The sequence below is a fragment of the Nocardia implantans genome, assembly GCF_035544775.1.
Lineage (GTDB): Bacteria > Actinomycetota > Actinomycetes > Mycobacteriales > Mycobacteriaceae > Nocardia > Nocardia implantans.
Window position 1 is genome coordinate 172,062 of sequence record NZ_JAYKYQ010000009.1, and the last position, 23,853, is coordinate 195,914.

A 23,853-nucleotide genomic window follows, 5' to 3' on the forward strand; every position below is an offset into this window, starting at 1 on the left:
CGGACGAAGAGCTGTGCGGGTTGGTTGCCAGCCATCACGATACATTGCGCGAGCGCGATGAAAACCCTCAGTTTTAACTGATGCCAAAAGGTTTTTCGCGCATTCATGACTCAGCCCGGCATGTTGCTGATAGTTTGCCGACGAAGGCACTTTGAGGCAGACCACTGTTCGGCGAATACGGCGAACTACCCCTGGAGGTCAAGGTCGTGACTCGTCCGTTTCTTCGATTCCTCGGCAGAAAAACCATCGGTTCCGTCCGCGCCATCGGCGCGTGCGGCGGAATGGCACTCACTCTCCTGATCGGGACGGCGGCGGCCGCGGAACCGCTGTATCCGTATCCCGACCCGGACCCGTTCTACGCCGCCCCGGCGGACGTGGGCGCACACCAGCCCGGCGATGTGCTCGACACGCGGATGCTGCCCCCGCTCGCGCTCTTCCCCGGCACCACCGTCCGGCTCGTCGAGTTCCGGTCCACGAACTCGCATGGCGCGCCGATCTCGGCGACGACGACGATCCTCACCCCGCTGGGCCATCGTCCCGACATGCCGCTGCTGTCGTATCAGCACTTCATCAACTCGCTCGGCACGCACTGCGCGGTATCGCACCTGCTCTACTCCAACGATCTGAACCTGTCGGCTTCGACAGGGATGTTGAACGTCCTGCTGGCGCAGGGCTGGAGTATCGCGCTGCCGGATCATCTCGGTCCGCAGTTCGCGCTCGGCGCCGGACGTCTGGGCGGCCAGATCACGCTGGACGGAATCCGCGCGGCGAAGCGGCTCCCCGAACTCGGCCTGCAGAACAGCCCGATCGCGCTGACCGGTTACTCCGGCGGTGGCCTCGCCACGGCATGGGCGGCCGCGCTGCAGCCGACCTACGCGCCGGAACTGCGGCTCGCGGGCGCGGCCATCGGCGGCGCCCCGATGAACCTGGTGACGATGGCCAAGGCGCTGGGATTCGAACCGCATCCGGCGTTCGGCCTGGCCATGGCGACGGCGATCGGGCTGGAACGGGAATACCCGGACCGCGTGCCGACCAGCCAGTCGCTCAACGAGCGCGGCCTCGCGCTGCGCGACGAGATGGCCAACAGCTGCACCAACGAAATTCTCGCCGCGGGCATGAACGGCAACGCGCGCGACTACGTGACCTCCGCGTCGGTCTTCGACACCACGCCCGGCGCGTGGTCGGTGGTCGAGGAGAACAGCGTGGAGCTCTACCCGAACGCCCCGCAAACACCGATCTTCGAATGGCATTCGCCGAGCGACCCGCTGATTCCGATCGATGCCATCGACAACACCAACCGCCATTGGTGCTCGGCCGGGGTGCCCGTGCAGACACTGCGCGTGCCCGACGCGGAGCATCTGACCGCGGCGGTCCTCGGCGCGCCCTCGGTGCTGCCGTGGCTGCAGAGCCGGGTGCGCGGCGAGCCCGCGCCCAGCACCTGCTGACGCGAGCCTGCCGTCGGTTCGCCGCCTCCGGGGCGGTGGTCGCGGGTGACGGGCCCGGCGCGCGAGCCGGGCCCGATCCGGATTGCGCGCAGATTCCCGGGGTAGACCGCAGATACAGGAGGTGATGACATGCCGAAGGCTTGGACCGACAAGCAGGAACGCCAGTACGAGCACATCAAGGATTCGGCGAAATCCCGGGGCGCGAGCACCGGACGCGCGAAGGAGATGGCCGCACGCACGGTCAACAAGAACCGTGCGCAGTCCGGGCAGTCCAAGACCGCGAGCAAGACGTCGACCGACGACAAGTCTCCGCAGCAGCGCGGCGGGCAGCGTTCGCACAGCGGCGCCCAGGGCCCGACGCGGGACCAGCTGTACAACGAGGCCAAGAAGCGCAATGTCGAAGGCCGCTCGAAGATGACGAAGAAGGAGCTGGCGCACGCGCTCGGACGGGACTGAGCCCGGCGCGCAGCTCGGCGACGAAGAAGCGAAAGGAGTGGAGATGACCAAGCAGCAGGAAGAAACGGGCACCATCACCGGCACCAGGGACAAGGACTACAACCTGATCTGGTTCGTCGAGGCGTCCCTCGAGAACGCGCTGCGTCTGGACACGTTCATCCAGGACGCGGAACGTGCCGGGGACACCGAGCTGGTGGAGTTCTTCCGCAAGGCGCAGGCCGACAGCCGCAAGGGCGGCCGGATGGGTAAGGAACTCCTGGCCAACCGTCTCGCGCAATCGAATATGTGACGTTTTCCGATGAGCCTGCGGGCCGGAGCCGAATGGGCTCCGGCCCGCCGCGCTGTGCGCAGGTTCCGCGCGGCCGAGCCGGGAGAAATCCGGTGGCCGGTGTCGTCGCGGCGATCCTGGGTAAGTCGCTCACGAACCTCGTCGCCGAGCCAAGGAGCGGATATGCGCGTCGTCGTGGTCGGTGCCACCGGAAACGTCGGAACGAGCGTGCTGGAGACACTGTCGGCGGAAGCGGGAGTCGGTTCGATCGTGGGGATCGCCCGGCGCGTGCCGGGCAAACCTCGCGCGGGCGTGGAGTGGGTGCGCGCGGATGTGCGCACCGACGACCTGGAAGCCCACTTCCACGGAGCCGACGTGGTCGTGCACCTGGCCTGGTTGTTCCAGCCCACCCATCAGCCCATGGTCACCTGGCGCGCGAACGTCGGCGGCACCGAACGCGTGCTGCGCGCGGTCGCCGCGGCCCAGGTACCCGCGTTGGTCTACGCCTCCTCGGTCGGGGCCTACTCCCCGTGCCAGAGCGACGAGCCGGTGCCGGAGAGCTGGCCGACCGATGGCTGGCCGCCTGCCGCGTACATGCGGGAGAAGGCCTACGTCGAACGGCTGCTGGACCGGTTCGAGGCCGAGAATCCGGATCGCCGCGTGGTTCGCATGCGCCCGGCGTTCATCTTCCGCAGGCACACCGCCAGCCAGCAGCGTCGTCTGTTCGCCGGACCGCTGCTGCCGAATCGCCTGATCCGGCCCGGCCTCCCGCCGATTCTGCCGATTCCCCGTGGTCTGCGCTTCCAGGCGGTGCACAGCGCCGACGTCGGCCGCGCCTATGCCCTCGCCATCGCGACCGACGCCCGCGGACCGTTCAACCTGGCCGCCGAACCGGTGATCGATCGCTCCCGGCTGGCCGAGGTCTTCGACGCCAGGGTGGTGTCCGTGCCGCCCTCGCTGGCGCGCGCCGCGCTCGCGATGGGCTGGCACGCTCGCACGCTGCCCGCGACCCCTGACCTGCTGGACGGGGTGCTGCATCTGCCGATCATGGACACCGGCCGCGCACGGGCCGAGCTGGGCTGGACGCCGCGGTTCACCGCCGTCGACGCTCTGCGCCACCTGCTCTCCGGGTTGCGCGCGGGCGCGGGCGATGACACCCCGCCGCTGGCCGCGGACGCGGGCGGACCCTGGCGCTGGAAGGAGTTCGCCTCCGGAGTCGGTGGCCGAGAAGTCGGCGTCGGCTGACCTCTCGGCCGGGCGCGGCGCGACCGATCGCCACGAATCCGACGATCCGCGCACGGGCCGGCCGAAGGGACCGTCCACCGTCATGAACGGCCCCTTCGGATTCGGATGACTCGTATCCCGAGCCCGGACCTGCGGCTGTGTCAGACGTAGGTGAAGAAGACGCCGGTGGCGATACCACCCGGTCCGGTGACGGTGACCGGTACCGGACCCAGCCCCACCGGGGTGATCGCGGTGATCTGCGTATCGGAATTCACCGTGAACGACACCGCCGGAAGGAAACCGAAGAACACACCGGTGGCGCCGGTGAACCCGCTGCCGGAAATCGTGACCGCGGTGCCGCCCGTCACCGGACCCGTATTCGGTGTGATCGATACCAGCGTGGGAACGGACACATACGTGAACGGCACGCCCGGACTCGTCCCGGCCGAATTGGTGACGGTGACCGGAACGGTGCCCGTTCCCGGCGGGGCGATGGCGATTATCAGCGTGCTGGAAATCGCGACGAAGAACGTGGCCGGTGTGGCGCCGAAGTTGACGGAAGTAACTCCGGTGAATCCGGTACCGACGATCGAAACCAGTGTTCCACCGCTCGCGGGCCCGAAATTCGGAATGACCGATGCCACCGCGGGAACAGGAACGACATAGGTGTAGGGAACACCATTACTGGTTCCGTCCGCGTTGGCGACGGTGACCTGTACCGTCCCGGTTCCGGGCGGAGCGATCGCGGTGATCTGCGTAGTGGAATCCAGTGTGAAAGTCGTTGCCGTGCCGCCGAATCGCACGGTGGTCGGCTGCGCCGTGAATCCGGTTCCGGTGATGACCACGCTATTTCCTCCCGAAGCCGGGCCGGTGGTCGGAGATACAGAAGTTACAGTAGGCATGACTCTGCCCCCTTTTCAGCGTTGATTTCCTGTACCGGGGGTGCTCGACCTTCAGGAAGCCCGGCTGTAACCATTAACGCTCCGGAAACGTTGCCCGGCAATATATATCGCGATCCGTTTTGGTCTGTTCTGGTCCGATTTCGTCCGTTTCCGTACGGCTCGACCGGCGAATGAATCCGGGAAGCACTAGTGGCGCACCCCGGCCAGCATCTGTTCGATGCGGGCGCGCACCGACCGGCCCGCCGCGCGCAGCGGTTCCGTCGAACGCAGTGTGCGGCTGAGGACGAACGCACCCTCGAGGCTGGTGAGAACGGCGAGGATGAGTTCGCGGGCGTCCGTGGCGGACAGGCCGCGACGGACGAAGTAGTCGGTGCCGTCGCCGATCCAGGAGGCGATGACTTCGGCGGCGACCTCGCGCAGCGCGGGTTCGCTGTCGGCGACCTCACCAGCGACGGTGCCGACCGGGCACATGTTGATCCAGCCGGTCTGCTCGATCTGTTCGGCGGCCGCGGCGAAGGCCGCTGGTATCGCTTCGCGCAGGTCGTCGTCGGCGTCGAGCAGCAGCGGGAGCAACTGGATGTACGCGGCGCCGGACGTGCGCAGCGCCGCGGCGGCGACCTGCGGTTTGCCCTCGGGAAAGTGGTGATAGAGCGAGCCCATCGGGGCCCGAGCGGCGACGGTGAGCTGCTTGACGCTGGTGCCCGCGTAGCCCTGCGTCCGCATCAGCTCGGCCATCGCGGTGACGAGGCGTTCCCGGGTGCTGGTTGACATCTTCTCGGTCACCCTCCCAGACTAGAGCAAATACTCTAGAGCGATCGCTCGAACGGAGGCGGACATGCCTGAGATCGAACTGCCCGCGGGCCGGGTGCACTATGTCGAGCGCGGCGAGGGGCCCCCGGTGGTCCTGCTGCACGGCCTGCTGATGAACCACACGGTCTGGGACGAGGTGCTCGACGCCTTGCCCGACGGATTCCGGTACGTGCTGCCGGACCTGCCGCTCGGCGCCCATCCCCTGCCACTGCGTCCCGGCGTCGACCTGAGCTTGCGCGGTTTGAATCACCTGATCGCCGACTTCCTCGCCGCGCTGGATCTGCACGAGGTCACGCTCGTGCACAGCGATTGGGGCGGTGCGCTGTTCCTCACCGCCTACGGGTTGGACGAACGCGTCGGCAGGCTCATCGTGCTGCCGTGCGAGGCGTTCGACAACTTCCCGCCCGGCCTGCCCGGCAAGATGGCCACCGTCGCCGCCTATCTGCCGGGCGGCATCTCACTCGCCCTGCGGCAGTTGCGCATTCGGTGGCTGCGCCGATCGCCATTGCTGTTCGGCTGGATGGCGCGGCGACCGTTGCCCGACGCGCTGGTGCGCGGCTGGACCGAGCCGGGGCTGCGCGACGCCAGAATCCGCCGGGACCTGCTCGCCTACACCAGGTCCGGGTTCCCCCGGGAGGAATTGATCGCCAACACCGAAGCACTGCGCAACTTCCGGGGAGACGCGCTGATCCTGTGGTCGTCGGCGGGCAAGGTGATGCCGCGCGAGCACGGCCGTCGGCTCGCGGACCTCATTCCCGCGGCGCGGCTGGTCGAGATCGACGACGCGTACGTGCTGTCCATGCTCGATCAGCCCGCCGCGGTGGCCGAGGCGATGTCGGCGTTCCTGCTCGACACCACCGCGTCTGGGCGCGACAGGCCTGCGCCACGCTAGCGCCGCACGAATGCCGACGTGCCACCAGCGCATGAGCTCTCCCCCCGGCAGGCAGCGCGGCGGCTTGCCTTGACGCCGACGAGAAGGTTTAGCGTCGCGGTAGCGGAGGCGAAGGAGGACGGATGCGCATCGGCGAACTGGCGCAGCGGGCGGGCACCAGCACGCGCGCCCTGCGTTATTACGAGGAGCACGGGTTGGTGCGGCCGCGCCGCGCCGCCAACGGGTACCGCTCCTACGACGACGGGGAGGTGCTGATCGTGGCGCAGATTCGCGAACTGCTCGGTGCGGGCTTCGATCTCGACGACATCCGCCCGTTCGTCGCCTGCCTGCGGGCGGGCAACGGCTCCGGGGACGTCTGCCCCGATTCGGTGTCCACGTTGCGGCGCAAGCTGGCCGAGGTCGATTCCTACCTGACGCGGCTGGAGCACGTACGGACCCATCTGCGCGCGCGGCTCGCGGCGGCCTGCGAGTTCGACCGGATCGATGAGCCGAGGTGAAGTTCGCGGTCAGCTACAGCACCCCCTTCTTCGGCGTCAACCCGGACCGGTTGATCGGCTACGCCCAGCATGCCGAGCGCTGCGGATTCGAAGCGATCTACCTGCCCGAGCACATCGCGTTGTACCCGGGGGCGACGGTCGGGCCGATGGAGATCACGCCGACGGTGCCGTTCGCCGATCCGCTCGACGCGCTCGGTTTCGTGGCCGCCGCCACCGAGCGGATCCTGCTCGGCACGGCGGTGCTGCTGCTGCCCTATCACCATCCGGTGGTGCTGGCCAAGCGCCTGGCGACGATCGACGTGCTGTCCAAGGGCCGCATGCGCCTGCTCACGGTCGGGCTCGGCACCCTCCCCGGTGAGGCGCGAGCCGTCGGCGTCGATTTCGCCTCCCGCGGCCGTCGCGCCGACGAGGCCATCGACGTGCTGCGGCTGCTGTGGTCCGGTGACGCGGAGGGGGTGAGCTTCGACGGCGAGTTCTTCCGGTTCGAGAACCTGTGCAGCTACCCGAAACCCGTGGGCGGCGAGCCGTTGCCGATCCATGTCGGCGGATCGAGCCGCGCCGCGGCGCGGCGCGCGGGATCCCGCGGCGACGGTTACTGCCCGGGCGGGATGCTCGCGCCGGCCGAACGCGCTGCCCAGCTGGAGACAGCCCGCGCCGCGACGAGCGCGGCGGGCCGCGATCCCGGCGCGTTCGAATACACGCGGTGGGGATCGATCGACATGCCGGTGGAGCGGGTCCAGGGACTGGCCGATCAGGGTGTCACGCGCATCGTGGTGAGCGCGAGCACGGGTGACCCGCAGCGCGCCCGCGACGAGTTGTCCGCCTTCGCCGCGCGATTCGATCTTGCGAACGCACTGAAGTAGCGTTCACGCCGAGGGGGCGGCCCCTAACCTACTCAGACGGTATGTCCCGCAACCAGATCCGCGACCGAGTGATAGTGCATTGTTTCCGCGGCGGGCCGCAACACCGCCGCGTCCTCGGGCTCCAGCAGCATTCCGACGTGATCGCCGAGGTCGTACCGGTCGCGGATGCGAGCGACGAACCAGCTGGGCACCGTGCTGAGCACCGGGATGCCGCCGGGGCCCGCGTGCCAGTCGCAATGCACGAACTTGTCGATGTCGTCGCCGGTCTCACCGCCGAAAAGCCGCGCGAGGGACAGTTGTTCGCTGCCCAGCAAATGCACCGCGAGCCGGTCGGCGTGCTGCGCGACCCGGTAGGTGTAGTTCTTCTTGGACAGGCCGACCAGGAACCGGCGCGGCTCGATGCTGACCTGTGTGGCGAAGCCGACGAGACAACCGGCGCGCCGGCCGGCCGCCTGCACGGTGACCAGCAGCACGGGATAGTCCGCCGCCGCGACCACCGCGTCGAACACTGCGGTCCGGTCTTCGGTAGCCATCGGTCCTCCCAGCGTGATACGACGTCTTCCCCGGATGCCCGCGCGATCGTCGCGCAAACATGCCGGGACGAGCAGCGCTCACCCTACAACCGTGGCGGCAAGGCGTCTGAGACGCTGATGCCGGCAAGGGTGGGGCGCCCGAGCGACGGCCGGTAGATCGGCTCTTTCCGATCTACGTTGCCGTGGATGATAGTCCACCACAACGACTTCCGCGCCGACACCGAAAACGCATGGTGGCGGTCGCCACATTGCGAGCGCATCCGGCACGATCGAGGCATCGCGCGGATCCGCGCCTCCGGCCGCTACCGGAGGCGCGGATCGGGCCGCTAGTCCGCCAGGTACACCGGCAGCCTGGCGTGCCCGTTGGAGATGAAGCTGGACACGGTGCCCAGTTCGGCGGGATCGGCCGCCAAGCGCAGGTTCGGGAACCGCTGGAAGAGGGCGGGCAGTGCGACTTCGGCCTCCAGCCGGGCCAGCGGCGCACCCAGGCAGTGGTGCGCTCCGTAGCCGAAGGCCAGATGTTCCTTGCTCGCTCGCCGCACGTCGAACTCGCTCGCGGTGGGACCGTGCAGATTCGGATCGCGGTTGGCCCCGGCGTAGGAGGCGAGAATCGGTTCACCCTTGGTGATGCGCAGACCGGCGATCTCGATGTCGTCGGCGGCGAAGCGCAGCGGCAGGTGCGCCACCGGCGACTCGTACCGCAGCGCCTCCTCGATCAGATCGGTCCAGGCCGCACGGCCCTCGGAAATCTCGGCACGCTGGTCGGGGTGGGTCAGCAGCGCGAAGACGGCCTGATCGATCAGGTTCACCGTGGTCTCGTGCCCGGCGCTGATCACGAGCAGCAGCGTATCGATCAGCTCCTGCTCGGTCAGCTGCGAGCCGTCCTCTTCGTCCCGGTGCGAGATCAGCAGGCTGGTCATGTCGTCGCCGGGCGTCTCCCGCCGGTACGCGACGAGCTCGCCCAGGATCCGGTACATCTCCATATAGTTCGCCTGGGACTCCTCGGGTCCGAGCGACGTGTCGAAGATGCCGTCGACGCAGGTGCGCAGACCCGCGTTGAGGGCTTCGGGAACGCCCATCAGCGCGCTGATGACCTGGATCGGCAGCGGGTAGGCGAAACCTTCCCTGAGATCTACCGCCTCGCCCGCCGGTGTCGCCGCGAGCGCGTCGAGCAGGTCCGCGGTGATCTGTTCGACCAGCGGTCGCATCGCCTGGGTGCGGCGGTGCGTGAAGGCGGGCGCGACGAGTTTGCGCAGCCTGCGGTGATCGGCGCCGTAGGCGGTGAACATGTTGTTCACGGCGACCCACGGCAGCAGCGGCCAGTCCTGCGGTATGTCGCCGTTGATCAACGCGGGCCAGTGCTGCTTGGCGTCCTTCGACACCCTGGGATCGGCCAGCAACCGCTTGAGCACGTCGGCGTCGGTGACCGACCACGCACGCACGCCGCCAGGCAATTCGACGAGCGTCACCGGCCCGCGCGCGCGAATGCGGGCGGACTCGCCCTGGATGTCGGCGCCCGTCGGGTCTAGGACCAGGGGCTGTGTGGTCATCGGGGACTCCTTAGAAGACGGTCAGCGGAGGGGATTCGGGGAAGACGACCGGCAGCGACACCAGCGCACGGTGGAACGGCCCTGGCCGCCAGCTCAATTGATCGGGTTGCACGGCCAACCGCATCTCGGGCAGCGCGTCGAGAATCTGATCGATCGCGTCCTGCACCACCAGGTACGCGGCCGACCGGGCGGGGCAGGCGTGCGGGCCGACGCTCCAGGCCAGATGGGCACGGCTGTCGGTGCGCTGCCCGACGCCGATCGCCGGATCGTTGTTGCATCCGGCCATGCTGATCAATACCGGCTGGTGCGCGGGTAGCCAGACGTCATCGATGAGGATGGGCTGGCGCGGAAAGCTGACGCAGTAGTTGGCCATCGGCGGATCGTTGAACAGCACCTCGTCGAGGGCGTCGCGGGTGGAAAGGCTCCCGCCGAGGAAATCCCCCGCGAAACGTTCGTCGGTGAGCATCAGCAGCACCGTGTTGACGATCAGGTTCTGCATCGGTTCGATGCCCGCGCCGTAGAGGGTGATGAGCTGATGGATCATCTCGACGTCGTCCAGCCCGGCTTCGTGCCGCAGCAGCCGGGAGGTGATGTCGTCGCCGGATTCCTTGCGCTTGAGCTGCACCAGTTCGAACAGCGCGTCGCTGAGCATCGCGTTGCCCTTGTCCGCGTTGACGCCTTCGAAGATGGCGGCCATACCGGTCGCGACCTGCTGGCCGATGTCGGGCGGGCAGCCGATCATGGCGTTGAGCACAGCGAAGCTGAGCGGAAACGCGTACTGGCTGATCAGATCCGCCGCGCCGTCCTCGCAGAAGGCGTTGATCAGCGGGACGGCGATCTGCTCGACCGTTCCGTGCAGCGCGTGCAGATCGACCCCGGCGATGCTGGCGACATTCGCCTGCCGGTAGCGCAGATGCTCGAGGCCCGAACTGCGCAGCGCGTTCTTCCGCCACTCCAGCATCGGCAGGACCGGGCACTCGCCCGGGATGTCCTTCTGCCAGATCCGCGGATCGGCCGGAAAATGATCGGGATCGTTCAGGATGCGCAGCGCGGTGTGGTAGCCGATCACCAAGGTGGCGGGCACGCCGGGCGACAGCTCGACCGGGACGAGGGAACCGTACCTGCGGCGCATTTCACGGTATGCCCCGTGCGGATCTTGGGCGTATTCCTGCGAATACAGCGGGTAGCGGGGGCCGCTGGTGTCGATCGGCGAGCCGTGCGCGACGGGGCACCCGTTCGCGGAAGTGGACGGCGGGAAGTGTGGCGTGGTCAAAAGACGAAACTCCAGAGGAACGAACATGCGACGAACGCGATCGACCGGGCGCTGGCGCGCCGCGACGGCGTAGGCCGGCGTGATGCGTGGGATCGGTGACAGGCCGGCGCACACCCTCATCAGCTGTGTGCACGACGACCTCTGAGCGGCAACCTCCTTCCGGATCGGAACGCGGCGATGTCGGCTCGCCGGAGCAGAGCGCGGCTACCTCGCCGCGCTGCCCTCCGGCTGCGACGCATAGCCCGGCAGGGGCGGGGATGCCGGGAAGAGCACCGGCAGTGCGGTCAGCGACCGATGGAACGGACCGGGCCGCCAGCTCAGCTCCTCGGCGGGGACGGCCAGCCGCAGCTCGGGCAACGCGTCGAGCAGCTGATCGATGGCGTCCTGGGCGATCAGATAGGCCACCGACCGAGCCGGACAGGTGTGCGGCCCGACGCTCCAGGCCAGATGAGCGCGGTTGTCGGTGTAGGCGCCGGTGTTGATGGCCGGATCGTTGTTGCATCCGGCCATGCTGATCACCACCGGCTGGTGGGCGGGCAGCCAGACGCCGTCGACGAGCATCGGCTGCCGCGGGAAGGTGACGCAGTAGTTCGACAGCGGCGGGTCGGTGAACAGCACCTCGTCCAGCGCGTCCCGCGTCGACAGGCTGCCGCCGAGGATGCCGCCGGCGAACCGCTGGTCGGTGAGCATCAGCCGCAGCGTGTTGACGATCAGGTTCTGCTGCGGCTCGATGCCCGCGCCGTAGAGCATCAGCACCTGCTGGACCATCTCCTCGTCGTCGAAGTCGACGGGGTGGCGCACGATCCGGGAGACGATGTCGTCGCCGGGATGAGATCGCTTGAGCGCCACCAGGTCCGACATCGCGTCGTTGAACATCGCGTTGCCCTGCTCGGCGTCAACGCCTTCGAACATCGCCGCCAGTCCCATCGCGGCCCGCTGCCCGATGTCCGGCGGGCAGCCGAGCATCGCGTTGATCACCGCGAACGCCAGCGGGAAGGCGTACTGCGCGATCAGGTCCGCCGAGCCGTCCCCGCAGAAGGAGTTGATCAGCGGAACGGCGATCTGCTCCACGGTGTTGTGCAGCGCGAACTGGTCGATCTCCTCGATGCCCGCGACCGTGGCCTGCCGGTACCTGGCATGCTCTTGGCCGGAGTTGCGGATCGCGGCCGGACGCCACTCGAGCAGGGGCAGGACCGGGCAGTCGCTGGGCACGGTCTGCTGCCAGGTCCGCGAATCGGAGGGGAAATGATCGGGATCGTTCAGGATGCGCAACGCGGTGTGATAACCGATCACCAGCGTCGCGGGCACGCCCGGTGACAGTTCCACCGGCACCAGCGAACCGTACCGCGCGCGTGCTTCTCGATAGACATGGTGTGGATCCGCCGCGAAATCGTCCGTGTAGAGCGCTATCCGCGGGCCGTCGGCGCCGACCGGGGACCCGTGCGGGATCGGGCAGCCGCCGAGGGAGGACGATGTCGAGGACTGTGGGTGGGTCAAAACGTGACTCCAAAGTCGGAACGTTCGACGAGCAGGGTTGCCGGACGACACGCGGCCCCGGGTCTCGGGAACCGAATCCGCCGTGCGAGCGTAGCGAATTCCAGTGATTGATCGAATTCCACTGCGGCAGAGCATATCTCGTACTTAGCAGCGACGCGATGGGGCAGGTTCCGCGTGGCCCCCGCGCGGTGGAAACACCTGTACCCGCGTATCCGCGAGGGATACGCGGGCGGTCCAACCCGGCACGGCAGCGGCGAGCACCCATGCCGGGATGTGCTCGAGATGTCCTCGCGGCCTGCTACTCCGTGGCCTCCAGGAACACCGGCAGCTCGGAATGGCCGTTGGAGATGAAGCTGAGCACGGTGCCCAGCTCCGACGGATCGACCGCGAGGCGCATGTCCGGGAAGCGCCGGAAGATGGCGGGCAGAGCGATCTCGGCTTCCAGCCGGGCCAGTGGCGCGCCCAGGCAGTGATGCGCCCCGTAACCGAAGGCCAGGTGATCCTTGACCGTCCGGCGGGGATCGAACTCGTCGGCGTTCGTACCGTGCACCTTCGGATCCCGGTTGGCCGCCACATAGGAGGCCAGGATGGCTTCGCCCTTGGGGATGCGGACGTCGGCGATGTCGATGTCCTCCACCGCGTAGCGCAGCGGCAGGTGCGCGACCGGCGCCTCGAAACGCAGCGATTCCTCCACCACGTCCGACCAGGGGATCCGGCCGGAGACCACGTCGGCACGCTGATCCTGGCGGGTGAGCAGCGCGAAGATGGCCTGATCGAGCAGGTTCACCGTGGTCTCGTGCCCGGCGTTGATGACCAGCATCAGGGTGTCGACGAGTTCCTTCTCGGTCAGCTGCGAGCCGTCCTCCTCGTCGCGGCTGGCGATCAGCACGCTGGTGATGTCGTCGCCGGGGGTCTCCCGCCGGTAGGCCACGAGCTCGCTGATGAGCCGGTACATCTCCAGGTAGTTGGCCTGGGCCTGCTCCGGCCCGAACGACGTGTCGAAGAACCCGTCGACGCATTTCCGCACGCCGGGGCCGAGATGCTCGGGCACGCCCATCAACTCGGTGATGACCTGGATCGGCACCGGATAGGCATAGCCCTCACGCAGATCGACGGCGGTACCGCGCGGGGTCGCCGCCAGCCCGTCGAGCAACTCGGCGGTGATCGCTTCGATGCGCGGTCGAAGCGCCACCGTGCGACGGTGCGTGAACGCGGGGGCGACCAGCTTGCGCAGCCGCCGATGCTCGGCGCCGTAGGCGGTGAACATATTGTCGACCGCCACCCACGGGAGCAGCGGCCATTCCTCGGTGATCTCGCCGTTCATGAACGCGGCCCAGTGCTGCCTGGGATCTTTCGACACGCGCGGGTCGGCCAGAAGGCTCTTGAGCACGACGGCATCGGTGATCGACCACGCCGGCACCCCGCCGGGCAGTTCCACCAGGGCCACCGGCCCACGCTCGCGCAGCCGCGCCGCCTCGCCTTGGATATCGGAACCGGTCAGATCCAAGACTATCGGCTCTTGCGACATCGGACGCTTCTCCTTACACCATGTTCAACGGAGGGGACTCGGGGAAGACGACCGGCAGGGCCGCCAACGCCCGGTGGAAGGGGCCGGGCCGCCAGACCACGTCGTCCGCGGGCACGGCCAGCTGCATTTCCGGTAGCGCATCGAGGAGTTGGTCGATGGCTTCTTGGACGACCACGGACGCGACGGACTTCGCGGGGCAGGCGTGCGGTCCGACCGCCCACGCCAGATGCGAGCGGTTGCCGGTGCGGTCACCGCCGCGGATCGCCGGATCGTTGTTGCACGCGGCCAGGCTGACCAGCACCGGCTGGTGCGCGGGCAACCAGACGTTGTCGATCAGGATGGGCTGGCGCGGGTAGGTGATGCAGAAGTTCGCCATCGGCGGGTCGTTGAACAACACCTCGTCCAGCGCGTCCCGCGTCGACAGGGCGCCGCCGAGCATGTCGCCGCCGAAACGGTCGTCGGTGAGCATCAGCAGCAGGGTGTTGGTGATCAGGTTCTGCTGCGGCTCGATGCCGGCGCCGTAGAGGCTGATCAGGTTGTACAGCAGTTCTTCGTCGTTGAGACCGGACGAGTGATGGACCAACCGGGAGGTCACATCGTCGCCCGGCTCCGCGCGGCGCTGCTGGATCAGCTCCATCAACGCCTCGGAGAGCATCTGCATGCCCTTGGCCGCCTCGACGGTGTCGAACAGCATCGCCATGCCGGTGGCCACCCGCTGTCCCAGTTCCGCTGAACAGCCGACGATCCGGTTGAGCACCTCGAACACGAGCGGGAACGCGTATTGCGTGACCAGATCGGCGGATCCGGTGGTGCAGAAGCTGTTGATCAGCGGAATGGCGATGCGCTCCACCATCGAGTGCACCTCGTGCAGGTCGATGGCGTCGATGCTCGCGACGTACGCACTCCGGTAGCGGGCGTGCGCCGCGCCGCTGTTGCGCAGCGCGTTCGGGTACCACTCCATCATCGGACGGATGGGCGAGTCCTCGGGGATGTTCTTCTGCCAGACGCGCGGATCGGCGGGGAAGTGCTCGGGATCGTTGAGGATCCGCACGGCTTCCTGATAGCCGATCACCAGGGTGGCGGGCACCCCCGGCGAGAGTTCGATCGGGACCAACGAACCATGGCGCCTGCGCATTTCCCGGTAGATCCCGTGGGGGTCGGCCGCGAATCCGTCGGTGTAGAGCGGGATTCTGGGACCGTCGGTGTCGATCGGCGATCCGTGTGCGACCGGGCAGGCGCCGCTGGATAGGTGCGCGAGGTTGTTCGAGGACTGTGGCGTGGTCAAATGCGCGACTCCAAACGGTGGAACAAGAATTCGACAAGCGTGATCAGCGAACGCAGGCAGGTGCCGCGGTCCCTGGCGTCCAGCGACGTCAGGGGGGTGCCGGGTTCCAGGTCGAGGGCATCGCGCACTTCGTCGAGCGGATAGTGCCTCGCGCCTTCGAATTGGTTGACGGCCACCGAATACGGCACGCCGCGTTCCTCCAGCACCGAGAGCACCTCGTCGGACTTCTCGATGCGGCGGGTGTCCACCAGCACCAGCGCGCCGAGCGCACCGCGGGCAAGTTCCTCCCACAGGGGGACGAACCGCTGCTGGCCCGGAGTGCCGAACAGGTAGAGCGCCAGTTTGGGACTGAGGGTGATGCGGCCGAAGTCCATCGCGACCGTGGTCTGCGACTTGCCGGGCAGCCCCGCCATGTCGTCGACGCCGACGCTGGCTTCGGTGATGGTCTCCTCGGTGCGCAGCGGTTTGATCTCCGAGACGCTGCTCACGAACGTGGTTTTGCCGACACCGAAGTTGCCGGCCACCAGCAGTTTCACCGAGCGGGTCACGGTCTCCGGCACGTAATCGACGGCGCGATCAGACGGCGAGAGCACGGAGCCCATTGAGTACCTCCTCCAGCAGAGCGATCTCCGGCAGGGACTCGGCCGGGGTGGGTGTGACCAGGTGTCCGCCGTCCATGAGATCGGACGCGACGATCTTCACGACGGACGGCGGAAGGTCGAGGTACGCCGCGATCTCCGCGATCGACAGCGCACCCCGACGGCTGCACAGGGCCATGACCCGGCGCGCATCGGGCGACGCGCCGGGGAGTGGATCTTTGGCGGTCAGGACCAAAGTGACCAGGTCCAGCTCGCGAGTGGGGCGCGTACGCCCTCCGGTGCGCACATAAGCCCGGACCAGGTCCGGATCGCGCCGCGGCTTGCTCATGACGGCACCTCGCTCTCGCTCGGCTCCGTGCTGCCCAGCGGCGCAGTACCTCTGACTCGCTCGCTGCGCTCGATCATGGCATTTCGCTGCCGTCTACGCGCCTGCGCGGCTGACTGCCGAGCTCGCGTCCGACCCGGCCCGCCAGCTCGTTCATCCGGTGGGCGACGAGGCCCACGTCGATGTCGTTGGTGGTGGCGACGCCGAGCAGCGCGCCCTCGCCCGCGGCGGTGATGAGGATCATCCCCTGGTCGTACTCGGTCATGTTCTGCCGCACGCCGTTGGTGGCGTCACCGCAGAATTCGCCGAGCGCCTTACCGAGCGAACGCAGGCCGGAGGCCGCGGCGGCGAAGCGTTCCGCCTCGTCGCGGGCGATCCCCGTGGAGTGCGCGATCCGCAGGCCGTCGTCGGACAGCAACACCGAGAACCGCACACCCGTGATGCTGAGATCTTCGAGTAGCCAGCCCAGTTTGTTGCTGCTGTCGGTCACGGGTGTGGCCATCAGGATGTCATCCCTTCCGTGTCATCAGATGCGGCGGCACGGCCGCTCTTGGAGCCGGTATGCCAAGCTGCGGCGACCTCTGGGCGCGCGAGGCCGGGTTCGGTGCGCGGCCCGACCGGGGCGAGCGCGACCGTTCTGCGTCGCCGCTTGGGTAGCCCGCCGCTGGTGATCTCGCTCACCGACAGCGACGGCTCGTTCTCGCCGGGCTGTTCGCTCGGCGCGTCCTGCGCGGGAACCGTGACCGGCTCCGGTTTTGCCTCGGTCACGGGCGCGACCTCCTGGACGTTCTGCGGGGCGACCAGCAGCGACTCCGGGATGTAGACCATCGCGCGCATGCCGCCGTAGACGTTCGGGCCGTCGATGTAGACGGTGAAACCGTAGCGGCGAGCCAGCGCGGCGATGCCCGGGAAGCCGACCTTCGGCGACGGGCCGAGCTGGTGGATGTCGACGGGCCGCTCGTGCGCGAGCACCTGGCGGGCCTCCTCCATCTGCTCGGCGTTCATCCGCACGCCCGCGTCATCGATGATGACGGTGACGCCGTGGTGGCCCTCCTGGAAGTTGACGTCCACATAGGAAGTCGGCGGCGAATACCGCAACGCGTTGTCCAGCAAGGTCGCCAGCGTGTGCACGAGCGGTTCCACCGCGCGGCTGATCACGACACGGTCGAGCTGGTTGGGCCGCACCCGCAGGTACTCCCTGACGCGGCCGATGGCTCCGCCGACCACGTCGGTCAGCGTCTGCGCGGGCCAGCGGCGGCCGGGCAGACCACCACAGACGATCACGTAGGACTGCGCCTGACGGATCATCTGCTGCACGGTGTGGTCGATGCGGGTGAGGGTTTCGTACACCGCGTCGTCGCGGTGCTCGCGCAGCGCGGCGCTCACCACCTGGCTGACGTCGGCGCCGAGACTGACCACGGAGGTGCCGAAGGAGCGGACCGCGGCGCTGGTCGCCTGGCGCGACGCGGCGGCGACCTCGTTGCGCGCGGCCTCCTCCGCCGCCTTGATCGCCTGCTGCGCCTCGTTGTTGGTCAGGTCCCTGGTCTCCGAGCGCATCAGGCTCAGGTCGTCGGCGTACCGCTCGGAGATCCACCGCAGGATCTGCGCGAGCCGCGAATTCTCCATGCCTGCCTGCACTTCGACCGGAGGCACCTGCGACTCGAACCGGCGGATCGAATCGGCCACCGCGGGTAACGTGGTGGCGGCGAACCGCTCGAGCGTGTCCTCGGTCGCGCGCTGTTCCCTGGCCAGAGCCTCGACCTTGGCCCGCTGAGCCCTGGCATACTGCACTGCGTACAACGCCCCCGCTACGGCGATCACCAAAGCGGCGGCGAGGATCCATGAAAGCACCACGGCGATATCTTGATTCATCAGTTCTTTCGTCGTTGACTGGTCTCGAGGAATCGGCCCACTGCCATCCTGCTTCGCTCGCCTTCCCTCGCCTGCCGACCATGAACGGACCGGTCGGTGGAGTCCGCGTCGGAGTACCGGAACCCGCGACGGCACCGGCGCTCACCGAGAGCGCCTACCGCACAGTGCCCGCAGGACAGGCGATTACACGTCAATCGCCGACCGCCCGGATCGTATCCGAACGGTAACCAGAACCCGACCATTCGCACATTAGCAGCATTCCAACGAAGTCTCTGCCGATCCCATCGACACTTTCCGGATTCCCGGAACTGGGACGATAGGTGCCGCGGATCGCGACATAGCCGGGCAATAATGTTGGGCTGTCGTGCAACCCGCGCACCATTCGTCCTGCGTACGGGCCCGCGCGCCGGACGGGCACCGGGGAGGCCGTGGCTGCGCGAAGACAGGGACACCGACCGCATCCGCGGCCGAACAGCGAGAATGCGCGTTCGCTGACGCATCAACAAATGTATTGGCGGCTGTTCGAATTCGGGTTCGCAAAGTTGCGTCCACCTCGGCGCCCGGGCGACCGCCGGGCTCGGCCGCCCTCGCGACGAACCGGGCCACCGGGGCCGGATACCATGCGCCCATGGCAAAGCTGAAGGTCTCGGTCGACGTTCCGATCTCGCCCGAGCAGGCCTGGACGCACACCTCCAACCTCGCCGAACTCGACAAATGGCTGACCATGCACGAAGCGTGGCGCGGCGAGGTTCCCGCCGAACTGACCGTCGGCACTCAACTGGTCGGCATCGCCTCGGTGAAGGGCCTGCGCAACCGGGTCACCTGGACCGTGCGCGCCGCCGAGCCGCCGCGCCGCCTGCAACTGACCGGCGCGGGCAAGGGCGGAACCAAACTGGGATTGCAGCTGCTCGTCGCCCCGAAGGGCTCCGGTTCGGAGGTCACCGTTGACATCGAGCTCGGCGGCGCACCGCTGTTCGGGCCGATCGGATCCGGTGTGGCCCGCGCCGTCAAGGGCGATATCGAACGTTCCCTGGACCGCTTCATCGCCCTGTACGGCTGACCTCGTCACCCACCGAAGACGTCGAAGATCGCTTCGGCACGGTCGCGGGCGCGGTACATGCCCCACGCGGTCTCGGCCAAGTCGTCCGGATCGAGAGTGTGGCCTTCCGTGCTGCCGAAGCGCGCCGGGTCGGCGGAGACCATCGCGTGGATGTCCCCGCGCTCGACGAGGCCGCCGATGGTGAGCGTGCCCGCGTAGAGCCCGCGTTCGGCCAGCGCCGCGTTGAGAGTGAGCGCGTAATTCCGCAGCGCGGCGGCCGCGAGGGCGAGGTGGCCGAGCATGGGCATGGGACGAACGCTGGAAAGCCCGCCCGCGAAGAACAACGCTCCCTTCCCACGATCGAGCATGCCCGGCAGCACGTCGCTCACCACGTCGACCGCGGGCCACACCCACTCGAACGCCGATCGCGCCGTTACCGCGTCGATGTCGGTGATCGGCACGGGCTGCTGCGTCGGCCCCGGTCCGTAATAGAGCATTCCGATCGGCCCCGCCCCGTGGATGTCGCCGAGTACCGCGCCGAGCCGCGACCGGTCGGTGACGTCCGCGACGTGGGCGGTGGCGTCGATCCCGCGCTCGGCCAAGTCCGCGACGTACGCGGCGTGCCGTGCGTCGCTGCGCGAGATCAGCGCGACGCGGAAACCTTCCCGTCCGAAGCGCCGGGCCATCGACATCCCGAGGCCGGGCCCGACACCGACGATTACCGCTGTTCCCTGATCCACCATGGGTTCTCCTTACTTGAGGCCCCCCTCGATTTATCACCGTAGCACGAAAATCGAGGCAGCCCTCAGGTTCGGTAGGATGATCGCGTGACCAAACCGCTGCGCCGGGACGCCGCTCGCAATCGCGACAATCTGCTGCGGGCAGCGGCCGAGGTGTTCACCGAACAGGGCCTCGACGGCTCGCTGGAGGAGATCGCGCGGCGCGCAGGCGTCAGCATCGGGACGCTGTACAACCATTTCCCCACCCGCGACACCCTGATCGATGCCCTTCTGCCGCCCCGGCTGGCCGCGGTGGACGAGATCGCCGCCCGCGCGGCGGCCGAACCCGACGCGTGGACGGCGTTCACCGGATTCGTGGAAGACCTGCTCGGCAGGCTCACCGCCGATCGCGGGCTGCTCGAGGCGTTCACCGGGGATCATCCAGCGGCGGCTCAGCTGGCGCAGGCCTGTCAGCGCGGGATGTCGCACCTGTCGGCGGTGCTCGCGCGCGTCCGGGAGGCCGGCGCATTGCGTGCCGACGCGACCGACGAGGATGTCGTCAACTTGGTGTGGGCGCTGTCGCTGCTCGGCGAGACCACCGGCTCGCCGTCGTGGCGGCGCGGCCTGGAGATTGTCTTCGACGGGCTTCGCAGCGATCGCTGAACTACATTCCGCTCGGCGACTCGGCCATGCCCGCCTACGCGAAGCGAAGGCATCCGCACGCGAGCAACAAGCACGACGCACGGCACCGAGGACCGCTTCGGTCCCGCCGCAAGAAAATAGGGGCCGCGGCGATACGCCCGGCCCCTGTCGCGGTACCGGCCCCGGGATCGGCAGGCGACCCCGGGGCCGGTACCCCTAGGCGTGCACCACCGTCGCCGGGTCGGCCGCCTGCGGGTTCTTCGGCTTCGTGCGCGGCAGGAACGACGCCGGGATCAAGGTGAGCACGATCAGCACCAGCGCGACCACGTAGGTGTGGCTGAAGGCTTCCGCGGCCTGCTGCAAACCGGTTTCGACGGCTCCGGGCGGAAGCTGGCCCGCCAGATTCGGATCGAAGTTCGCCGCGATCGCCGGGCGGGCCAGCGGCTGGTTGTTCAGCAGGTTGGTCAGCACCACCGACATCGTCGCCGTGCCGATGGAGCCAGCGGTCTGGTTGACGATGTTCATCAGCGTCGACCCGCGCGCCACCTGCTGGTGGGTCAGGGTCTGGATCGCCGCGGTCATGATCGGCATCATGGTGCAGCCCATGCCGAGGCCCATCACGAACAGGGCGCCGATCATGGGGAGATACGAGCTGTCCGCGTCGAGTTGGACGAAGTAGGCCGTCCCGATCGAGATCAGCGTGATGCCGATCATGACGATCTTGCCAGGGCCGATCTTGTCCACGAAGCGGCCCGCGATCGGCATGCTGAGCATCGCGCCGATGCCCTGCGGCGCGATCAGCAGACCGGCTTGCAGCGCCGACTCACCGCGCACCTGTTGCAGATAGGTCGGCAGCAGCAGACCCGCTCCGAAGAACGCCACGGCGAACAACACCATCGTGAGCACCGCGAAGGTGAGCGCGCGGTTGCGGAACAGGTGCAGATCGATCAGCGGGTGCTCGGTGCGCAGCGCGTGGAACACGAACGCGGCCATCAGCAGTGCGCCGATGGCGGCCGGGATCAGCACCCGCGCCGCGAGTACCGTGCCCTGCTCCGGGATGGAGGAGACGCCGAACAGGAACAGCGCCAGGCCGGGCGAGGCCAGCAGCATGCCGATGAAGTCGAACGACTCCGACGGCTCCGGTTTGTCGCCGGGCAGCACGATGAACGCCAGCGTCAGGGCGATCACGCCGATCGGCAGGTTGATCAGGAAGATCCAGTGCCAGCTGAAGTTCTCGATCAGCCAGCCACCCAGGATCGGTCCGCCGATCGGGCCGAGCAGCATCGGCACGCCGAGCACCGCCATCACCCGGCCGACCCGCTGCGGACCGGCCGCGTGGGTCATGATCGTCATGCCCAGCGGCATCAGCATGCCGCCGCCGAGGCCCTGGATCACGCGGAAGGCGATCAGCGACTCGATGTTCCACGCCGTGCTGCACAGCAGGGAGCCGAGTACGAAGAAGGTCAGCGCCATGATGTACAGCCGCTTGGTGCCGAAGCGGTCGGCCGCCCATCCGGTCAGCGGGATCACGGTGGCCAGCGCCAGCGTGTACCCGGTCATCGTCCACGCCGCGATGGCGTAGCTCGTGTCGAACTCGCGCTGGAAGGTCGGTATCGCGACGCTGACGACGGTGATGTCGAGAATCGACATGATCGCGCCGAGCACCACGACGCCCGCGACCTTGAAAACGGCCGCGTCGAGTTTGTCGGTCGCCGGGTCGGGCCCAGCCGCCTGGGTATCCGGAGGTTGTGTCACCGCTTAAGCGTGGCACCTTCGCGGCCGCAATACCAGTGATTACGGGTTCCCGATGCCGGAAATTCCGCCAGCGCGGACAACGCGGCCCGCGTCGCGGCCTCGCTCGCGGGCAGCAAGGGCAACCGTACCGCAGGGCTCGGAATACGGCCCTGCGCCGCGAGCACCGCTTTGATCACCACGGGATTGGGTTCGGCGAACAGCGCGGCCGACAATACCGCCAGCCGGTGCCCGAGCGACCGCGCCGCGTCGACCGGACCGCAGCGCCACGCCTCGACCATCGCCGCGAACGAGGAGGTGCCCACCGCGGCCGATGCCGCGATCGCGCCGGACGCGCCGAGGGCCAGCAGCGGCGCGGCGAACAGGTCGTCACCGGCCAGCACGGCGAAGTCGGCGGGCCGGGCGGCCATCAGCGCGACCGTGGCGTCGTCGACGGCGCCGACGGCATGCTTCAGGCCGATGACGCCGGGCAGATCGGCCAGCGCCAAGAGGGCGTCGGCGCTCAGGGGAAGCCCGGTCCGGTAGGGGATGTGGTAGACGATCAGCGGCACCGGAGAGGCGGCCGCGAGGGCGCGGAAATGCGCGAGCACGCCCGCCTCGGAGGGGCGCGTGTAATACGGGACCACGGTCAGCGCCGCGGTGCTGCCCGGATCGAGACCGGCGAGGGCCGCCACGGAAGCGGCCGTCGCGTTCGATCCGGCGCCGACGATCAGCGGCGCGTCGCGTTCGCGGCACACACGCGCGCAGACGGCGATCACCTCCGCACGCTCGGCGGCGGTCAGGGTGGCCGGTTCCCCGGTGGTACCGAGCGCGACGATGCCGGTCGCGCCGTCGTCGAGCACCTCGTGCGCGAGCCGCTCGAGCGCGTCGGCGGCGAGTGCGCCGTCGGCCGTGAACGGGCTGACCAGGGGAACGAAGAGACCTGCGAGCGTCATGACGATCAGCCTGGGCGCTGGAAACCATCAGATCCAGTTCACATTTCTGACGCAGACCATAAGCTCGACTTATGCTCGACGTCCGACGGCTCCGCCTGCTGCGGGAACTGGCGCACCGCGAAACCATCGCCGCGGTCGCCGATGCCCTGGCATACACCCCCTCGGCGGTCTCCCAGCAACTCGCCGCGCTGGAACGCGAAGCGGGCGTGCCCCTGTTGACGCGAACCGGCAGGCGGGTGACGCTGACCCCGGCGGCCGTCGCCCTCGTCGAGCACACCGAACGGATACTCGCTCAGCTCGAGCAGGCCACCGCCGAACTCGCCGCGATCCGCGCCGAACTCACCGGAATCCTGCGCATCGGCGCGTTTCCCACCGCGGTGCGGACCATCCTCTCCCCCGCGCTCGTCGCGCTGAGCAGTGCGCATCCCCGGCTGGAATTGCGCGTGACGGAGCTGGATCCGGCGCTGGCGCCCGACGCGCTGCGTGCCGAGACCCTGGACGTCGCGCTGATCCAGGAATACGACTACGCGCCGGTCCCCGCCGATCCCGCCTTGGACAGCGAGCCGCTGTTCGAGGAGATCGTCCATCTGGCCGCGCGTACCGCGCAGCCGCTCGCGGCACACCGCGAAAGCCCCTGGATCGCAAGCACTCCAGGCACGCTGTGCCACACGATGACCGTGCGCGCCTGCGAGGCGGCGGGATTCACGCCCCGGATCCGGCATCACGCCGACGATTTCGGCACGGTCCTCGCGCTGGTGGCCGCGGGTCAGGGCGTCGCGCTGGTCCCGGAATTCGGGACGCGGGATTGTCCGCCGGGCGTCACGCTCGGTGCGCTGCCGATGCGACGGCGCACGCACCTCGCCTACCGGCGCGGCGCGGGCGAGCATCCGGCCGTGCGCGCCGCACGCCACGCGCTGCGCGAATCGGCGGGACGCTGCGGCCACTGA

The 23,853-nt window shown here is 68.5% G+C and carries 25 protein-coding genes; 10 read left to right on the forward strand and 15 right to left on the reverse strand.

The window, feature by feature from the left end:
• Positions 1 to 281: 281 nt before the first annotated feature.
• From U3653_RS21865 to U3653_RS21880, 4 genes are all read left to right on the forward strand, one after another.
• Positions 282 to 1,445, forward strand: a complete 1,164-nt coding sequence (locus tag U3653_RS21865) for a lipase family protein (protein ID WP_195081624.1) — start codon at positions 282 to 284, stop codon at positions 1,443 to 1,445.
• A gap of 129 nt (positions 1,446 to 1,574) precedes the next feature.
• A complete protein-coding gene (locus U3653_RS21870) occupies positions 1,575 to 1,901 on the forward strand; it encodes a plasmid stabilization protein (RefSeq protein ID WP_067809656.1) in 327 nt (108 codons plus the stop codon).
• Positions 1,902 to 1,944: 43 nt separating this feature from the next.
• A complete protein-coding gene (locus U3653_RS21875) occupies positions 1,945 to 2,190 on the forward strand; it encodes a hypothetical protein (RefSeq protein WP_067809689.1) in 246 nt (81 codons plus the stop codon).
• Positions 2,191 to 2,352: 162 nt separating this feature from the next.
• Positions 2,353 to 3,414, forward strand: coding sequence for an NAD-dependent epimerase/dehydratase family protein (locus U3653_RS21880; RefSeq protein ID WP_195081623.1), 1,062 nt, complete (start codon positions 2,353 to 2,355; stop codon positions 3,412 to 3,414).
• 140 nt (positions 3,415 to 3,554) lie between these two features.
• Here U3653_RS21880 and U3653_RS21885 read toward each other — a convergent pair whose 3' ends face one another.
• Positions 3,555 to 4,295 (reverse strand): IPT/TIG domain-containing protein, encoded by a 741-nt coding sequence (locus U3653_RS21885; protein WP_195081622.1) that lies wholly within the window; start codon positions 4,293 to 4,295, stop codon positions 3,555 to 3,557.
• A 186-nt stretch (positions 4,296 to 4,481) separates the two neighbouring features.
• A complete protein-coding gene (locus U3653_RS21890) occupies positions 4,482 to 5,066 on the reverse strand; it encodes a TetR/AcrR family transcriptional regulator (protein ID WP_323124311.1) in 585 nt (194 codons plus the stop codon).
• A gap of 64 nt (positions 5,067 to 5,130) precedes the next feature.
• Between U3653_RS21890 and U3653_RS21895 the strand changes: the two genes are divergently transcribed.
• The 3 genes from U3653_RS21895 to U3653_RS21905 all read left to right on the forward strand — a co-directional run bounded on the left by U3653_RS21895 (position 5,131) and on the right by U3653_RS21905 (position 7,357).
• Complete coding sequence (locus U3653_RS21895) at positions 5,131 to 5,997, forward strand: alpha/beta fold hydrolase (RefSeq protein WP_195081621.1); 867 nt, start codon at positions 5,131 to 5,133, stop codon at positions 5,995 to 5,997.
• Positions 5,998 to 6,119: 122 nt separating this feature from the next.
• Positions 6,120 to 6,494, forward strand: coding sequence for a MerR family transcriptional regulator (locus tag U3653_RS21900; protein ID WP_195081620.1), 375 nt, complete (start codon positions 6,120 to 6,122; stop codon positions 6,492 to 6,494).
• Positions 6,491 to 7,357 (forward strand): TIGR03619 family F420-dependent LLM class oxidoreductase, encoded by an 867-nt coding sequence (locus tag U3653_RS21905; RefSeq protein WP_195081619.1) that lies wholly within the window; start codon positions 6,491 to 6,493, stop codon positions 7,355 to 7,357. Before U3653_RS21900 ends, U3653_RS21905 begins: the two co-directional genes overlap by 4 nt.
• Before the next feature lie 32 nt (positions 7,358 to 7,389).
• Here U3653_RS21905 and U3653_RS21910 read toward each other — a convergent pair whose 3' ends face one another.
• From U3653_RS21910 to U3653_RS21955, 10 genes are all read right to left on the reverse strand, one after another.
• Positions 7,390 to 7,890, reverse strand: a complete 501-nt coding sequence (locus U3653_RS21910) for a flavin reductase family protein (RefSeq protein WP_195081618.1) — start codon at positions 7,888 to 7,890, stop codon at positions 7,390 to 7,392.
• Between the two features lie 326 nt (positions 7,891 to 8,216).
• Positions 8,217 to 9,440: a cytochrome P450 family protein gene (locus U3653_RS21915; RefSeq protein ID WP_195081617.1), complete on the reverse strand. Its 1,224-nt coding sequence runs from the start codon at positions 9,438 to 9,440 to the stop codon at positions 8,217 to 8,219.
• A 10-nt stretch (positions 9,441 to 9,450) separates the two neighbouring features.
• Positions 9,451 to 10,740 carry a cytochrome P450 gene (locus tag U3653_RS21920; RefSeq protein ID WP_324722438.1) on the reverse strand — a complete coding sequence of 430 codons (1,290 nt, stop codon included), beginning with the start codon at positions 10,738 to 10,740 and terminating at the stop codon, positions 9,451 to 9,453.
• Between the two features lie 177 nt (positions 10,741 to 10,917).
• On the reverse strand, positions 10,918 to 12,210 hold the full coding sequence (locus U3653_RS21925; RefSeq protein WP_397070985.1) for a cytochrome P450: 1,293 nt from the start codon (positions 12,208 to 12,210) through the stop codon (positions 10,918 to 10,920).
• Between the two features lie 298 nt (positions 12,211 to 12,508).
• Positions 12,509 to 13,738 (reverse strand): cytochrome P450 family protein, encoded by a 1,230-nt coding sequence (locus tag U3653_RS21930; RefSeq protein ID WP_195081615.1) that lies wholly within the window; start codon positions 13,736 to 13,738, stop codon positions 12,509 to 12,511.
• A 13-nt stretch (positions 13,739 to 13,751) separates the two neighbouring features.
• Complete coding sequence (locus U3653_RS21935) at positions 13,752 to 15,023, reverse strand: cytochrome P450 (protein WP_195081614.1); 1,272 nt, start codon at positions 15,021 to 15,023, stop codon at positions 13,752 to 13,754.
• The gene (locus U3653_RS21940; protein WP_195081613.1) at positions 15,020 to 15,625 is read right to left on the reverse strand and encodes a GTP-binding protein; all 606 of its coding nucleotides are present in this window, start codon (positions 15,623 to 15,625) and stop codon (positions 15,020 to 15,022) included. The genes U3653_RS21935 and U3653_RS21940 overlap by 4 nt, the downstream gene beginning before the upstream one ends.
• A complete protein-coding gene (locus tag U3653_RS21945; protein WP_039805398.1) occupies positions 15,600 to 15,950 on the reverse strand; it encodes a DUF742 domain-containing protein in 351 nt (116 codons plus the stop codon). Before U3653_RS21945 ends, U3653_RS21940 begins: the two co-directional genes overlap by 26 nt.
• 73 nt (positions 15,951 to 16,023) lie before the next feature.
• Positions 16,024 to 16,449, reverse strand: coding sequence for a roadblock/LC7 domain-containing protein (locus U3653_RS21950; RefSeq protein WP_039805396.1), 426 nt, complete (start codon positions 16,447 to 16,449; stop codon positions 16,024 to 16,026).
• On the reverse strand, positions 16,449 to 17,801 hold the full coding sequence (locus U3653_RS21955) for an ATP-binding protein (protein WP_323124310.1): 1,353 nt from the start codon (positions 17,799 to 17,801) through the stop codon (positions 16,449 to 16,451). Before U3653_RS21955 ends, U3653_RS21950 begins: the two co-directional genes overlap by 1 nt.
• 646 nt (positions 17,802 to 18,447) lie before the next feature.
• On the opposite strand from U3653_RS21955, the gene U3653_RS21960 reads away from it, so the two are divergent.
• On the forward strand, positions 18,448 to 18,879 hold the full coding sequence (locus tag U3653_RS21960; protein WP_195081611.1) for a type II toxin-antitoxin system Rv0910 family toxin: 432 nt from the start codon (positions 18,448 to 18,450) through the stop codon (positions 18,877 to 18,879).
• Positions 18,880 to 18,884: 5 nt separating this feature from the next.
• On the opposite strand, the gene U3653_RS21965 is transcribed toward U3653_RS21960, so the two are convergent.
• Positions 18,885 to 19,601 carry an SDR family NAD(P)-dependent oxidoreductase gene (locus U3653_RS21965; RefSeq protein ID WP_195081610.1) on the reverse strand — a complete coding sequence of 239 codons (717 nt, stop codon included), beginning with the start codon at positions 19,599 to 19,601 and terminating at the stop codon, positions 18,885 to 18,887.
• 84 nt (positions 19,602 to 19,685) lie between these two features.
• Here U3653_RS21965 and U3653_RS21970 point away from each other — a divergent pair, with 84 nt between their 5' ends.
• Positions 19,686 to 20,240: a TetR/AcrR family transcriptional regulator gene (locus U3653_RS21970; protein ID WP_195081609.1), complete on the forward strand. Its 555-nt coding sequence runs from the start codon at positions 19,686 to 19,688 to the stop codon at positions 20,238 to 20,240.
• A 195-nt stretch (positions 20,241 to 20,435) separates the two neighbouring features.
• On the opposite strand, the gene U3653_RS21975 is transcribed toward U3653_RS21970, so the two are convergent.
• Entirely contained in the window at positions 20,436 to 21,974 is a 1,539-nt protein-coding gene (locus U3653_RS21975; protein WP_195081608.1) for a DHA2 family efflux MFS transporter permease subunit, read from the reverse strand.
• Entirely contained in the window at positions 21,971 to 22,906 is a 936-nt protein-coding gene (gene dapA, locus U3653_RS21980; RefSeq protein ID WP_195081607.1) for a 4-hydroxy-tetrahydrodipicolinate synthase, read from the reverse strand. Before dapA ends, U3653_RS21975 begins: the two co-directional genes overlap by 4 nt.
• Positions 22,907 to 22,977: 71 nt before the next feature.
• On the opposite strand from dapA, the gene U3653_RS21985 reads away from it, so the two are divergent.
• Positions 22,978 to 23,853, forward strand: coding sequence for a LysR family transcriptional regulator (locus U3653_RS21985; protein WP_195081606.1), 876 nt, complete (start codon positions 22,978 to 22,980; stop codon positions 23,851 to 23,853).

Bases quoted from the DNA above. Each gene is read 5' to 3' on its own strand.
- U3653_RS21865 (WP_195081624.1), top strand. From the start codon at position 282: ATGGCACTCACTCTCCTGATCGGGACGGCGGCGGCCGCGGAACCGCTG.
- U3653_RS21870 (WP_067809656.1), top strand. From the start codon at position 1,575: ATGCCGAAGGCTTGGACCGACAAGCAGGAACGCCAGTACGAGCACATC.
- U3653_RS21875 (WP_067809689.1), top strand. From the start codon at position 1,945: ATGACCAAGCAGCAGGAAGAAACGGGCACCATCACCGGCACCAGGGAC.
- U3653_RS21880 (WP_195081623.1), top strand. From the start codon at position 2,353: ATGCGCGTCGTCGTGGTCGGTGCCACCGGAAACGTCGGAACGAGCGTG.
- U3653_RS21885 (WP_195081622.1), bottom strand. From the start codon at position 4,295: ATGCCTACTGTAACTTCTGTATCTCCGACCACCGGCCCGGCTTCGGGA.
- U3653_RS21890 (WP_323124311.1), bottom strand. From the start codon at position 5,066: ATGTCAACCAGCACCCGGGAACGCCTCGTCACCGCGATGGCCGAGCTG.
- U3653_RS21895 (WP_195081621.1), top strand. From the start codon at position 5,131: ATGCCTGAGATCGAACTGCCCGCGGGCCGGGTGCACTATGTCGAGCGC.
- U3653_RS21900 (WP_195081620.1), top strand. From the start codon at position 6,120: ATGCGCATCGGCGAACTGGCGCAGCGGGCGGGCACCAGCACGCGCGCC.
- U3653_RS21910 (WP_195081618.1), bottom strand. From the start codon at position 7,890: ATGGCTACCGAAGACCGGACCGCAGTGTTCGACGCGGTGGTCGCGGCG.
- U3653_RS21915 (WP_195081617.1), bottom strand. From the start codon at position 9,440: ATGACCACACAGCCCCTGGTCCTAGACCCGACGGGCGCCGACATCCAG.
- U3653_RS21920 (WP_324722438.1), bottom strand. From the start codon at position 10,740: ATGTTCGTTCCTCTGGAGTTTCGTCTTTTGACCACGCCACACTTCCCG.
- U3653_RS21930 (WP_195081615.1), bottom strand. From the start codon at position 13,738: ATGTCGCAAGAGCCGATAGTCTTGGATCTGACCGGTTCCGATATCCAA.
- U3653_RS21940 (WP_195081613.1), bottom strand. From the start codon at position 15,625: ATGGGCTCCGTGCTCTCGCCGTCTGATCGCGCCGTCGATTACGTGCCG.
- U3653_RS21945 (WP_039805398.1), bottom strand. From the start codon at position 15,950: ATGAGCAAGCCGCGGCGCGATCCGGACCTGGTCCGGGCTTATGTGCGC.
- U3653_RS21950 (WP_039805396.1), bottom strand. From the start codon at position 16,449: ATGGCCACACCCGTGACCGACAGCAGCAACAAACTGGGCTGGCTACTC.
- U3653_RS21960 (WP_195081611.1), top strand. From the start codon at position 18,448: ATGGCAAAGCTGAAGGTCTCGGTCGACGTTCCGATCTCGCCCGAGCAG.
- U3653_RS21965 (WP_195081610.1), bottom strand. From the start codon at position 19,601: ATGGTGGATCAGGGAACAGCGGTAATCGTCGGTGTCGGGCCCGGCCTC.
- dapA (WP_195081607.1), bottom strand. From the start codon at position 22,906: ATGACGCTCGCAGGTCTCTTCGTTCCCCTGGTCAGCCCGTTCACGGCC.
- U3653_RS21985 (WP_195081606.1), top strand. From the start codon at position 22,978: ATGCTCGACGTCCGACGGCTCCGCCTGCTGCGGGAACTGGCGCACCGC.